The 13,623-nt window shown below is 45.2% G+C and carries 10 protein-coding genes and 2 pseudogenes (1 of these 12 running past the window's edge); 2 read left to right on the forward strand and 10 right to left on the reverse strand.

Features of this window, described 5'->3' with window-relative positions; all coding sequences use genetic code 11:
- The 3 genes from mreD to LEP1GSC060_RS17590 form a co-directional block, all read right to left on the reverse strand.
- Positions 1-513: a rod shape-determining protein MreD gene (gene mreD, locus LEP1GSC060_RS17580; protein ID WP_003009493.1), complete on the reverse strand. Its 513-nt coding sequence runs from the start codon at positions 511-513 to the stop codon at positions 1-3.
- Complete coding sequence (gene mreC / locus LEP1GSC060_RS17585; RefSeq protein WP_003009568.1) at positions 510-1,610, reverse strand: rod shape-determining protein MreC; 1,101 nt, start codon at positions 1,608-1,610, stop codon at positions 510-512. The genes mreD and mreC overlap by 4 nt, the downstream gene beginning before the upstream one ends.
- Positions 1,611-1,681: 71 nt before the next feature.
- The gene (locus tag LEP1GSC060_RS17590) at positions 1,682-2,704 is read right to left on the reverse strand and encodes a rod shape-determining protein (protein WP_000575569.1); all 1,023 of its coding nucleotides are present in this window, start codon (positions 2,702-2,704) and stop codon (positions 1,682-1,684) included.
- Positions 2,705-2,893: 189 nt separating this feature from the next.
- Here LEP1GSC060_RS17590 and LEP1GSC060_RS17595 point away from each other — a divergent pair, with 189 nt between their 5' ends.
- On the forward strand, positions 2,894-4,456 hold the full coding sequence (locus LEP1GSC060_RS17595; protein WP_003009826.1) for a Ppx/GppA phosphatase family protein: 1,563 nt from the start codon (positions 2,894-2,896) through the stop codon (positions 4,454-4,456).
- A 16-nt stretch (positions 4,457-4,472) separates the two neighbouring features.
- Positions 4,473-5,180, forward strand: a complete 708-nt coding sequence (locus LEP1GSC060_RS17600) for a DNA alkylation repair protein (RefSeq protein WP_003009584.1) — start codon at positions 4,473-4,475, stop codon at positions 5,178-5,180.
- A gap of 259 nt (positions 5,181-5,439) precedes the next feature.
- Here the strand turns inward: LEP1GSC060_RS17600 and LEP1GSC060_RS17610 are convergent, their stop codons facing one another.
- The 7 genes and pseudogenes from LEP1GSC060_RS17610 to atpC form a co-directional block, all read right to left on the reverse strand.
- Positions 5,440-6,582, reverse strand: coding sequence for a hypothetical protein (locus LEP1GSC060_RS17610; RefSeq protein ID WP_003009555.1), 1,143 nt, complete (start codon positions 6,580-6,582; stop codon positions 5,440-5,442).
- Between the two features lie 127 nt (positions 6,583-6,709).
- Positions 6,710-8,170 carry an MBOAT family O-acyltransferase gene (locus LEP1GSC060_RS17615; RefSeq protein ID WP_003009707.1) on the reverse strand — a complete coding sequence of 487 codons (1,461 nt, stop codon included), beginning with the start codon at positions 8,168-8,170 and terminating at the stop codon, positions 6,710-6,712.
- Positions 8,171-8,180: 10 nt separating this feature from the next.
- Positions 8,181-10,028: pseudogene (locus tag LEP1GSC060_RS17620) on the reverse strand (GAF domain-containing protein); the annotation flags it as partial.
- Positions 10,029-10,099: 71 nt separating this feature from the next.
- Positions 10,100-10,262: pseudogene (locus tag LEP1GSC060_RS21070) on the reverse strand (GAF domain-containing protein); the annotation flags it as partial.
- A gap of 3 nt (positions 10,263-10,265) precedes the next feature.
- Entirely contained in the window at positions 10,266-12,905 is a 2,640-nt protein-coding gene (locus LEP1GSC060_RS17625) for a midas domain-containing protein (protein WP_003009802.1), read from the reverse strand.
- A 15-nt stretch (positions 12,906-12,920) separates the two neighbouring features.
- Positions 12,921-13,202 carry an SLBB domain-containing protein gene (locus LEP1GSC060_RS17630; protein ID WP_003009951.1) on the reverse strand — a complete coding sequence of 94 codons (282 nt, stop codon included), beginning with the start codon at positions 13,200-13,202 and terminating at the stop codon, positions 12,921-12,923.
- Between the two features lie 81 nt (positions 13,203-13,283).
- Positions 13,284-13,623, reverse strand: the 3' portion of a protein-coding gene (gene atpC, locus LEP1GSC060_RS17635) for an ATP synthase F1 subunit epsilon (protein WP_003009464.1). 44 nt of this gene lie beyond the right edge of the window; the window shows 340 of its 384 coding nt (coding positions 45-384); the start codon falls outside the window, past its right edge; the stop codon is at positions 13,284-13,286.

The raw sequence follows: 13,623 nt of genomic DNA on the forward strand, positions 1-13,623 counted from the left end.
TTAAGCGTCCCCCATATGATCCAATTGATAGATCCAAGTCAGCGCATAAAAGAACGCGGGGGCGATGAGAGCGTTAAAAAACGACGTAAAAAATAAGGAATAACTCATATTCTCATGAAAGAAAAGAGAGAATAGATAATACGTGCCCACTCTCGTGATAAAGGTGATCAGTAGGGAATAGATCGTGATGGAAAGATAATTTTCGTGATAGGCGGAACGAGCAAATTTACCGACGAGATATCCGATCAGACAAAAGGTCAAGGAATGAAGTCCGATCTTATACGTGACCACGTTTCCCGCGGAAATTTCTCCTCCGAGTCCCGAGTCCGTCAAAAGACCTCCGAAAAATCCGATCCAAAGTCCGTAGAGAGGACCTCTTCTCAGCGCAAAAAAAAGCACGAGAAGAATCATAAAGTCCGGTTTAATCGCCGAACCGATCTCGAAAAAATTAGAGCCGTTTAAAAAATGTGCGATTAAAATTCCGATCGCGATTACGAGTTTTTCCAAGATCATTGTAAATCTTCCTCGTTCGGAGCGGGCTTCTTAGGCGCGTTCGTTTGCGGCTGACTCCCGTTAGGCGACACAGGCGTTTTCGTTTGATTTTCTTTCAAACGATCCTCTCCCGGAAAGTTGAGTTCTCCGAAATACGGATTTTCGATCGTAATGTTCTGTCCTTCCGGCCAGGTTTCCAACCACTTCTCCGGAAGTTTGAGTAGGATCGTCACACTCTCGAGCATCTCAAATCGAACAAAAGGTTTTAAGAATGCACTTTTGAAACTCCCGTTCCGTTGCCCTTCTTCGGTGATGATTCCGACCGGAATCCCCGAAGGAAATACGCCGCCCCCTCCGGAAGTGTAAACCGGTTTACCGATCTTACTCAAAGACTCCGTGTATTGAATCATCTCGCTCGGTCCCATCGGATATTCTCCAAAAACTCTCGGATCGATGATGATTCCGCTATCGATATAATTCAGAAGCGCCTCGGTTCCCCTTCCGGAATTTCCGGAAAGATTGGCCCATAGATTGGTATCGGGCATCGATACTCCCATGTTGAAGTTCGAATTGATGAGAGGTTGAACCACCGCAGAACCCCCGGTCACCGCCACAACTTTTCCGACAAGCGCTTCGATGATCGCACCCTTTTGATCCACGGCTCTTGCGGTCACGGGCATGTAGGGTTTCAGTCCCGCGTCGGAACCCTTGTCTATGATGATGGTTCTATAAATGGAATTCAAACGAACGGATAAAACTTCCGCCTTGAGACTCGCGTATTTTTGTCGGCTCTGAAACCTGAGTTCTTTTCGGAGGGAATCGTTTTCCCGATTCGATTTTTCCAAATCCTGCGGTAGAAGTTTATAGTCTTCCATGACCGCAACACAAGAATCCCTTTCTTTCCGAACGGTTTCAAAAGATTCCAACTTATTGTAAGCGCCTTTGAAAAATCCGCCGAAAGAATCGATGGAACCCGATACTACGTCTCCGACTCTTTGAAAACTGGCGATTCCTCGTACGATTACGTTACTTCGAAAGGTTAAGGATAAAATGGAAAATAGAATACAAAAAAGAAGAGAAAGTGTCTCTTTACTTCGGCTGAGTTGAAACCATAACATCGAATCTTCTTTTGCTCCCGAACTCGTCCGGACAAAACTCGTCCGGAACGTTAGTGCATTTCAACTCAGTTTCAGCGGATACCGGGTTTGATATATTTCAACTCGTCCAGATACTTTCCGGTTCCCAGAACCACACAAGTAAGAGGATTTTCCGCACGGAAAACGGGAACTCCCGTTTCCTTTGAAAGATACATTTCCAGTCCTCGAAGGAGACAACCGCCTCCCGTAAGTACGATTCCTCTTTCCACGATATCCGATGCAAGTTCGGGAGGAGTTCTTTCCAAAACCCGTTTGATTCCGTCCAGGATTTCGTCTGTCGGTTCTTTGAGAGCCTTTCGGATTTCGTTGGACTCCAACTCAAGAGTTCTAGGCAGTCCGGAAATCGCGTCCCGTCCTCGAACTTCCATCGTCTCCGCCTTCTTCTCCGGAAAAGCGTTTCCTATCGTCAGTTTGATATCTTCCGCAGTTCTTTCCCCGACGACCAAGTTGTACTGGTTTCGGAGATACTTGATGATGGCCTCGTCGAACTCGTCCCCTCCGGTTCGAATGGATTCCGCGATTACCATTCCCCCAAGAGAAATCACCGCGATTTCGGTCGTTCCGCCGCCGATATCCACGATCATATTTCCGGCGGGTTCGTTGATCGGGATATTGGCTCCGATCGCGGCGGCAAGAGCTTCTTCGATGAGAAAAATTTCTCTGGCGCCGGCTTGTTCCGCAGACTCGCGAACGGCGCGTCTTTCCACCTCCGTGATTCCGGACGGAACTCCGATCACGATTCTAGGTTTTACGAAAGTGGTGCGGTTATGCACCTTGGCGATAAAATAACGAATCATTTTTTCAACGGTTTCAAAGTCGGCAATCACTCCGTCTTTCATCGGACGGATCGCCACGATTTCACCCGGGGTCCGACCCAACATCCGTTTTGCTTCCTGCCCTACGGCGAGAACCTTACCGGTGGCTGCGTGAACTGCGACAACCGAAGGTTCGGATAAAACGATCCCCTGTCCTTTCACATGCACCAGTGTATTTGCCGTCCCCAGATCGATTCCCATATCATTGGAAAACAGGGCATAGAGATTATCAAAGATCATTTCATGTACCTTTCAACCGCGGAGGTTTTTGTCTTTATTATCTGCTTAAAGCGGAAAATTCTTCAGAACTTTCTTCATTGGACAGGTTTCAATAATTTCAACGCTGAGGTTCCCGGCAACCTCAAAACAAAAAAATCAGAAAACAAATTAAGCTGGATCGTTTTTAGCGGAAGAACATTCTGTTCAACCATGGTTCAGGAAAAACCTCTCGCTGCCATCGACCTCGGCACCAACTCATTCCACATGATCATCGTTCGAGTTAGAACCAACGGAACGTTTGAAGCCGTCGCACGTGAAAAAGAATCGGTTCGCTTAGGTAACAGGTTGCAAGAAAGCGGTCCGATCGATCCGGATTCGTTTCGAAGAGGAATCGATTGTCTCAAACGATTCAAAATTCTCGCGGAAAACGCGGGCGCCGAAATCAGAGCCGTCGCCACAAGCGCGTTACGAGACGCTTCCAATCAGGAAGAATTTTTAGAAGCGGCTTATCAAGAAGCCGGTATATCCATCGACGTAGTCAGCGGTTATGAAGAAGCCCGTTTGATCTATTTCGGAATCCTTCAGGGAATCCCCGTCTTCGATCGAAAGATACTGATGATCGATATCGGAGGAGGAAGTACGGAGATACTCGTAGGCCACAGAGGAAACATTCTATTTTCCAAAAGTTTTAAGTTAGGAGCGATCCGGCTCACCGAAAAATTCTTTCAGGAAGAAACTCTTTCCAACTCGGACATTCGAAAGTGCAGACTTTATATCGAAGAAATGCTCCTTCCCTTTCGAAAGATTCTTAGAGATTTAAAACCGGATTTGGTAGTGGGTTCGTCCGGAACCATCCAAGCGATCGCGGGTATGATTCTCGCTTCGAAAGGGGAAACCGAAGAGATCCCTTTGAACAACTTTTCCTTTGTCGCTTCCGAATTCAAAAAAATCCGAAACCTGATTTTGGAAGCGGACACTTTCAAAAAGAGAGCCAAAATACCGGGACTCGATAACAAACGAGCCGACATCATCGTAGGAGGAACTCTCATCTTGGAAGAGATTTTCGACCTCGCTAACGTTCCCGCCTTGACGGTTTCCGAGTTTGCTCTTCGGGAAGGAATCGTATACGACACCATTCGTAAATGGGAACATTTCGAAAACACGGAACATTCCAAACATCTGGACGACATCCGTCAAACCGGCGTGCATAACTTTATGAGAGCCTTTTCCAGGGACGAAGAATATTCCAGACACGTCGCGAACCTGAGCCTTCAGATTTTCGATCAGTTGAAAAGTTTGCATAAACTCGGACAAGAACAAAGAGAACTTTTGGAAGCGGCTTCCCTTTTACACGAGATCGGTCAATCCATCTCTCATTCCGCTTTTCACAAACACAGTTATTATATGATTCGAAATTCGGAGATGCTTTTGGGTTTCACCTTTTTGGAAATCGAAATCATCGCGTTAACCGCGCGTTATCACAGAAAGAATACTCCCAGAATCAAACATAGGGAATTCAGCAAACTCGCCGAAAAGAATCAAACCTTGGTCTCCCAACTTTCGTCGATCCTTAGAATCAGCTCCGCGTTAAACCGAAATCGAGGCGGTCTGGTTCCTTTTGTGACTTGCAAAATCGAAAAAAATCAAATCCGTTTTATTTTAAAACCAAACCAGGGTTACGATCCTTCTTTGGAAATCTGGGCGGCGGAAGAACAAAAATCGGCCTTTGAAGAAACCTTCGGTTACGCCGTTTCCTTTATGACAAATCAGTAAAGTAGAGTTTTATAATATGACCGTAGATCAAATCATGAAAGAATTGGAATCGATGGGAACGCAGTCCGTGAAAAAGATTTTCATCAATCACGGAGCGAAAGGAGAAGTTTTCGGCGTCAAAGTCGGAGACTTAAAGAAAATTCAAAAGAAGATCAAAAAGAACAACGAACTTTCGTTGGAACTGTATAAAACCGGAAACGTAGACGCGATGTATCTCGCGGGACTGATCGCGGACGAAAAACAAATTCAAAAAAAAGACCTGCAATTTTGGGTGAAAAATGCGGGCTCTCCGATGATCAGCGAATGCACCGTGGCTTGGGTCGCCGCCGAAAGTAAATACGGTTGGGAACTCGCCAAAGAATGGATTACGTCCGAGAAGGAAAGTATCGCTTCTTCCGGTTGGAGCACGTTCTCCAGTTTGTTGTCGATTTTGCCGGACGATCAAATCGATTCCAAAGAAATTTCTAAAAACCTCAAACGAGTCGAATCTACAATTCACAAATCTCAGAACCGCATCAAATATTGTATGAACGGTTTTGTAATCGCCGTCGGAGGATTTTATCCGAAACTTTTCCAAGAAGCTTTGGAAATCGCAAAAAGAATCGGCAAAGTGGAAGTGACGATGGGTAAAACCGCATGCAAAGTTCCGAATGCGCCCGAATACATTTTAAAAATGTCGAAGATGGGAAAAATCGGAAATAAAAAAAAGACGGCCCGTTGTTAAACGAAGGATCGTTTTTTAAACGTTAAAACCGGCCTACGAATCTTAAAAAACGTATGGAGTTTGTCCGCCAACCGTCCGATTTTATCGGAATGGCCGCGAATCTCTGCGATTGTTTTAAGTTTTGGGACAGGCTCATGATAATTTTATGATGTTCCTTTTTTCCAAAATACGGAACGAACCCAAAAAAACGGATTCGTTTTAAAGACGAAGGACAACGGATTACCGTTTCAATACCGACCGTATCGTTTAACGTTTCCACCTAACGATGATTCGACTCTAAATTAAAATTCGAAATCTTTTCGGTCAAAACCGGGACCAACTTCCGCATCCCGCAAGTATTCAAATGAGTGTAATCTCCGAAATCACTCGGTTCAAACTTAGCGCTTCCGACCTTCCAATAAGAAATGCCCTCTTCCACAAGAATCGATTCCCAAAGAGACATCAAAGGAAGGGACGAAACCTTTTCGTCAAAATCGGGACGAAACGGCAAGGAAATCGCTAAAATCGGAATATTACGATCTTTGAAATAAGAAAACAACTCCCTCCAAGCTTTCAAGGAGGACTTTCTCGTTTTTTGCAGAGCCAGCTCCGCGTTCGGAGGAAGAGGAATCGGTTTTTCGTTCGGGACACAAACTCCGTCGTAGGAAGTTTGTTTTCCCCAATCCAAGTATCCCTTATTTTTTGAATATTCCATTTCCAGAAATCGATTTCGGTTCAGATTGGATTTCCATTTTTCGATCGGATTTCCGGTAAGGAGTTTCTCCAGATTTTTTTCCGTAAAACCGAACTCGTCCCCCTCGCCCACGATTTTCAAAGTTGTGGAAAAGGACGCATTCAGACGCAAAAAGGGGAACATTCTTCCTAAAAGATAATAAAGTCCCGAAGATAAATTTCTCAGATAAAAATCACCGAAAAGAGTTTTCGTAAAAATTTCAGAATGGAAAGAATCGTAGTTTAACACAAGACTTCGGTGTGCGCTCGCCACGTCCATATCGGCGATCGAAAAAACGGATCCGTTTACGATCACTAAAGAAGGTTTGGTTCCGATCCTTCGTTCGTATTCCTTCCATCTTAGAAACATTCCCTCCGGTTGTTCGGAAGGTCTCGGCAAAAACCAAATCGGACGACCGATTTTCATTTCCAATTCTTTAGGATGAATTCCGGAAAGGATCTGACTGTCTCCGAGAAAAACGATCGGTGCGAGTTTCCGAAATTTCGCGTCCTTCGATTCCGTATAAAGGGATGCATCCATTCGAGACAATCGATCGTAGAGAAAGGAATTCTTTTCTTGAAAAGGGATCAGTTGCGGAAATAAAAAAATCTGAAACGATGCAGTAAGCAAAAAACAAACGATCGTTGTTATACCTGCGACTTTTCTACGATCCCAATTGGAACTGTTCAATTTTGTCAAAGACTCCCTAACATTTATTGCGAACCGACTTGAAATCCTATCATCGAAAAATCGATGTACGAAAATTTTCGCATCCTGAATCCATTTACGATTTCGGGATTTGACGGAAGCGCCGTTATTAAAACTGAAAGTAAAAGAATTCCTTCTTTTCAAAAACGCCGAAAAGGCAAAATAAAATTCCCACTCCGAAGGAAAGCGACACATAACGTAGAGGTTTCGAAACGATTTTTTCCAAAAATAAATCCGTTCCTCCCGAAAGAATCATCCAAGTTTCCACTACAATCAACGGCAATAAAAGAAAAAACAACTTGGCTGCGAACACCGGATTCCAATAGACTCCGCCGACCGCGTTCAAAATCAGAGCCAAAAGTTCTCCGGGAGAACGCACTTGAAACAAAAGAAGTCCGAGAGCGAACATCCAGAACGTAGAAAATATTCCCATTAGTTTTATAAAATATTGGAATATTCGAATATTCTCCGGAATCAAATCCAAAACGTATTTTCGGATCAGATTATAAACGACCACTTGTAATCCGCAGTAAAATCCCCAAACCAAATATCCGTACGTGGCGCCGTGCCAAAGTCCTCCCAAAATCCAGACGATCATCAGATTCAAATTCTGGCGGAACAAAGAAACCCTGTTTCCCCCCAGAGGAATATAAAGATAGTCCCTAAGCCAGGTCGAAAGCGAAATATGCCAACGTTTCCAAAACTCGGAGGGACTGGATGAGATAAACGGAAAGTTAAAATTCAAAGTTAGACGAAACCGCAACATCTTCGCGAGCCCTCGGGCTGCGTCCGTATATCCGCTAAAATCCGCATAAACCTGAAACGCAAAACAAAACGCGATCCAAAAAACCGTACCGGTCGGAAGTTGTATTCCCGGCTCCATCGCCTTTCCGGTAAACAGCAAAAGATGATCCCCGATAAATACCTTTTTAAAAATTCCCCAAAAGAATAAAACCGCTCCGGAAACAAATCCGTTTTCGGGTAGAACACGGGGTACAACTCGGGGTAGAACACGGGATACAACACGTTCGGATTCGATCTGAGGCAAAAGAGAATCCGGTCTTTCGATCGGACCGGCCAGCAACAACGGAAAAAAAAGGTCGTAAACTCCGAAACGGATGAAATTCGAACAAGGTAGTATTTTTCCGGAACGGATATCGGAAAGATAACTGATATTATGAAACGTATAAAACGAAATCCCCACGGGCAAAAGAATTTCAGGAACGGGAAGAATCGAATACGGAAACAAAATCCCCAGTGTATCGTTCCAAACACTTAATAAAAACAGAATATACTTAAAGAAGATCAAAATACCGAGATTCAAAACGATCAAAAAGGCAAAGATATTTTTTTGACGACTTTGGCTCGATGTTCGACCGAGCCAAATCCCTCCCGCAAAATTGAACGCGATACAAAAAAGCAAAAGCAAAACCATCGTCGGTTTCCAAAAGCCGTAAAAAAACAAACCGCCGAAAAACAAAAGGCGGTTCTGGCCCGTAAGTCCGAGGCGGAAATAGATCAGGCAAAACCCGATAAAAAAAAGGAGGAAGTTCAGAGAATTGAATAACATTCCTGACGATTTAAGATTCTTCGAGAAGTTCGAGAATTCTTTCTTTCTCTTTTGTATCCGCCGGATAACAAAGGGTATGTTGAATGACGGAGGTTTGAAAATCCTTCGACCTACGATCCGTTTCGGTAAGGCGATTTTTGATTTTTCGAATGAGGACTTGAGTTTCTTCCCTATCCTTTCCGTCCAGAATCACCGCGTATTTTCCCTGCCCGATTCGATAGTGAAAATCCGCTTCGGATAAATTTTCCTGAATCGCCTTTCTCAACTCGTCGCTATAAGACGCAAAAAATCCGGAACCTTTTAGTTTCACCATTCTAGATACATTCTGAACTTTGAATATAGTTAGACTGAAACGACCTCCTAGTCTGGCCGATCTGAGAATCATATCCTCTATTTTTTCCTCGACCGGACTGAACGGATCCTTAAATACCGAATCCCTTTCCTGAACGAGTAATAAGTTGGAAAAAACGGGAGCAAGCACTTCCGAGATTCCCACCGCAGTCTCTCGGTCCGAATCCGTCCAAGGGATTTCCGTTTCGTGAACGATCCACATTCCCACAAGCCAATGAAGATTGATGAAAGGAATGACGATAAAATCGGACATGAGCCCGAGTTCGTCGTTCGATAATTTTTGTACAAGCTCCGAATGTTTTCTAAAATTTTCGATTCGAAATACTCCCGGAATGTTCGAGACGATTCCGACGATCGAACTTTCCAGAGGCAGCTTAAAACTTCCCACGTGTTCCGGAGTGAGTAGATTGGAAGCGAACACACGGAATTCGTTTTTGTTTTGTCCGTCCAAAATCATAAACGTAGCGCGTCGGATTTTTAATTCTTCCCGAAATGCGGAGAACAATTTATCGTAAGCCTCGTCCATACTACGGACGGAAGCAAAGTCCCTCGCGAGCGAAATGATCAACTCGTTGGTTCGGAGTGTTTCTTTTAAATTCTGATTTTCCCGATGGAGCAATTCGGTATCGTAGATTCTTTTATAAACGGAACCTGCAATTTCTCCGATGATCTTTAGAAATTCAAGATCTTCGATCGTGTAATCCTCTCCGCTGATCGTTTTACTGAGGAAGATGATTCCGAAAAATTCATCCATAGTCCGAATCGGAACGAGAAGTTCGGCTTCGGACTGTTTGATGATCTCCCGTTCTTTAGCGGGAAGCGCGGGTTTTAAAAGTTCTTTCGCATAAAGAACCGAACCTGCGTTCAACACCGCGTGATAGATTTCCTCTTCCGAAGAGATCGTCCACTCCTGATTGAAGTTCTCTCCTTGATAGTCTTCTAAACGGAAAAAATCCTGACTTCCATTTTTGGAGGAAAAGATGCCGATCGATTCGGAACCGATCTGACCCATGATCGAGAATAAAAGATTTTCGAAAAAGTTCGCAAAGTCTGTGGAAACTCCGATCTCCTTGCTGATCTCAAAAACGGAAATGTAATTCTCCAATTTTTTTCGGGAGGCGATCTGCAGATCGATCGGGGAGGTGGTGAAATTGGAATCGTCGTCGAATAAAAATTCCGCCTTTTCAGAAGCGGAAACGTTCGGATCTTTTTTGGGAGGAGTTCGATGTGCTTCCTGTTCCGCTTCCTTGACCCAATCCTCAAACGGATTCTCTTCCAAGGACGTTATGCTATCATCGAGATCCGGTCCGTCCAAGACGGCCGTTTTTTCGTCCAAATCTTTCGGAGAAGTTTCCGGATCCGTTTCTTCCAAATCCTCGGTCGCAGAGTCGAATGGGGATTCTTCCGATTTCGTATCTTTCGTTTCGTCGTCTCCGAAAAGATCTTCGATGGAAATGTCGTCTTCCATTTCGTTCGACGAGGCAAACTCCGAAAACTCTTCGGGATCGACTTCTTGCGGAGCGGGAAGTTCCTCTGCAAAAGAAGAAGAAGAAGAAGAAGTGGGGAACACATTTGATTCCTCTACTTCCTTTTTCATACCGAGAGCCTTTTGCAAAAATCCCTGTTTACGCTGAAAAGACTCCGACTTTTTGAGAAGTGATTTTTTCTCGTCGCCGGAAGAAGTCGAAACTCCGGAAGAATCCGATCTGACTAACTTACTGACTCGTTCCAGCAATCCCATCGGTCATACACCGATCTGTTTCATTAGTTTTTTATAAAGTTCGAAATAATCGGAACGCGAAAATTCACGAATCAAATCGTCCGGCAGGTTTCCGAGCAATTCATCCAGATACGTCATGATACGTTTCATTTCGTCCTTGGACGGAGTTTCGCCCGCAACCTCCCTCGCCTCCGTTTGATCCGGAGTTTTACGCAGATCTTCGATCGGAGAAGTTTCCTCCCCGTCCGCGTATTCATCCAGTAAGATGATCATTTCCTCGTCGTCTATGTTCTCCAGAGTCGGAACCATCCGATCCAAGGCGACGTCTTCCCCTCTGGAAACGTCGTCGTCGATGGAATCGAAAGCATCCAAGTCGGATACGCGGGGCAATTCTCCTAGGATCTGATTTAGATCTTCCTCCTCTTCCACAACGGGAGCCTCTGCGAGAAGATTTCCGAGTTCGTCTTCCGAAAGAGCGATCGGTTCGTTTGCATCTTCGTCCTCCGTTTCCAAAGAAGTTGTTTCCGGTTCAAAATCAAAAGATGAATCCGCAACTTCCTCGTTTTCGGATGCGAGAAGATTTCCGAGTTCGTCTTCCGAAAGAGCGATCGGTTCGTTGGCATCTTCGTCCTCCGTTTCCAAAGGAGTTGTTTCCGGTTCAAAATCAAAAGATGAATCCGCAACTTCCTCGTTTTCGGATGCGAGAAGATTTCCGAGTTCGTCTTCCGAAAGAGCGATCGGTTCGTTGGCATCTTCGTCCTCCGTTTCCAAGGGAGTCGTTTCCGGTTCAAAATCAAAGGATGAATCCGCAACTTCCTCGTTTTCGGATGCGAGAAGATTTCCGAGTTCGTCTTCCGAAAGAGCGATCGGTTCGTTTGCATCTTCGTCCTCCGGTTCCAAAGAAGTTGTTTCCGGTTCAAAATCAAAAGATGAATCCGCAACTTCCTCGTTTTCGGATGCGAGAAGATTTCCGAGTTCGTCATCCGAAAGGGCGATCGATTCTTCATCCTCTTCCGTTTGTTCCGCAACCGGAGCGTCCCAATCGATTTCCGTATCGGCGCCCGGAAGTTCTTCCGAAACGTTCGGTTCCTCCGCAAGAATATGATCCAACTCTTCGTTGGAAAGAGCGATCGGTTCGTTGGCGGCTTCGTCCTCCGTTTCCAAAGAATCGAAATCGTTCGTAGGCAGTTCAAAATCTTCTAAGGATTCCAGAGAGGACGGCACATTTTCTTCTTCGATTCCATCCAGTTCGTGTAAGGGAAGGGAAATGGATTCGTCGACGGTTTCGTCTAACGTAGTTTCGTCCGAAGATAATAAATTTCCAAGTTCCTCATCGGAAAGGGCGATCGGTTCGTTGTCGTTTTCTCCGTCCAGTTCCATAAGGAAATCGTTCGGTTCCGGGGAAAAGTCCTCTGGAAAAGATTCCTCCTCCGGATCGAACTCGTCCGGTTCGCCTAAGTCTTGTTCTACGGTAAGGGAGACGTTCTCACCGAACATGGAGCCGCTGTCCTCCGGTAACTCTCCGTTCTCCAACAGATCTCCGAATCCTTCCGCGGCGACTTCGATCCCCGCGTCATCGGAAAGAAGATTTCCGAGTTCTTCCTCGGAAAGAGCGATCGTGTCCTCTTCCGAATCCCCCGGCTCGAAGGAAAAGTCCGAAGAATCGGAAAGGGATTCTTCCGTTAAACCGAAATCGTCTCCGCCGAGAAAACCAGTTTCGTCTAACGTTTCCTCTTCGTCTTCGGATTGTATATGTTCCAGTTCCGCCAGGGAAAGAGAAATCGGTTCGTTGTCCTCTTCCGAACCGATTTCGGAAAAGATCGGTTGATCTTCGTCCTCCGTTTCCAAATCCGCAAACGAATCGCTCTCTCCCGCATTGTCTGCGAGAAGATGGCCCAATTCGTCGTCGGAGAGAGAGATCGGGCCTTCGTCTTCGTCCGGATCGGTATGTGTGATAAAATCGGGAAGGTCTTCGTTCGCGTCCGATTCGTCTGCTGTATTGAGTATGTCGTCTAATTCGTTGCCGGATAAAGCGATGGGTCCTTCTTCTTCGCTTAAAAAATCGTCTTCGTCAAAGGAAAGATCCGCTTGTTTTAGGTCGTCCGGGGGAATCGATCCGTCGAGATCGTCTTGTTCGTCTTCCAAATCCGAAAAATCGAACTCTTCCGGATCGTCCAATTCTTCGTCGAAACTGATCGCGTCCGGTTCTTCGGTTAAATAACTATCCAATTCGGAAAAATCCAATCCCTCGTCGGGAGCGGAGTCTCCGGCCGTAAAAAAAGAATCATCGGATTCTAAATTAGAAATCTTTGATGTAGATGAATCGGAAAAATCGTTTATATCCAACAGCTTGTCGATTTCGGCGTCGACGAGCGGATCGGTCAATTCCAGATCCATCGGGTCTTCCAAACTCGAATCGACGGAACCGGGATGAAAGGAAAAATCGTTTTCGAAACTGGAAGGATACTCTTCACCCGAACTGGCAACCAGACTTTCCAAAGGATCGGTGTCTATGGACATGTCTTCCAATCCGCCGGGTTTGGATGGTTCCGGTGTGTTCGAGCCTAACATGGAATCGATATCGTCGAATTGTAATTCGTCCATACCGGAATCCGGGCCACCGGGAGAATTATCGTCCTTGATCATGTCGTAGTCTTCCGCCATCTCTTCCTAATAACATCATTCTTTGAGTTCAATGACCTGTCCGTCCAGGATTTCCCGGTCGAGGTCTGGTTCGGCGCCTGGGTTCTTTTTAATTCCACCCGCAACGAAAATCAAATCTTCCAGAGTGTCCCCCGCTTTGAGTTTGTAGACTCCCGGATTTTTTATATTTCCCCGAATCGATGCGGAAATCGGTTCCGGTTCGAACACGTTTCGAACCCAGTCCCGGTTTCTTCGTAAAAGAAAACCGGCGCTGAAAAATAAAATGATTACTGTGAAAATACGAATCGCCGTTTTCATAAGCCTTCATCCCTCGTCTCCATTGTATTTGGAGAAAAGGGAATCTCTGCTACTATTTTCGGAAAGAAACACCCCTAAAAGTTAGCGGGATGCGACTAAAATTCGGGTTTTTGTTTTTTGGAGGAAAAGATTTTTAGAATTCGAAGGGGGGAGTTTTTCGGCTTCGGTTAACGCTTTTTTTTCGGCTTCCACGTCGATATCTTCCTTAAGAGCGCCGTGATCGGTAAGAATGCTGATCACATTGTCCTTGATTTCGATAAACCCGCCTTCTACGGACAAAACTTTCAGTTTTTCGCCTTTGCGGATTTCCAAAACCCCGATTCCAAGAACCGCCACTAAAGGGGCGTGGTTCGGAAGGATTCCGAAAAATCCTTCGCTACCGGGAACGACCAAAGAATCCACCTCTCCCTTATAGAGGATC

The sequence above is a fragment of the Leptospira weilii serovar Ranarum str. ICFT genome (assembly GCF_000332415.1).
GTDB lineage: Bacteria > Spirochaetota > Leptospiria > Leptospirales > Leptospiraceae > Leptospira > Leptospira weilii_A.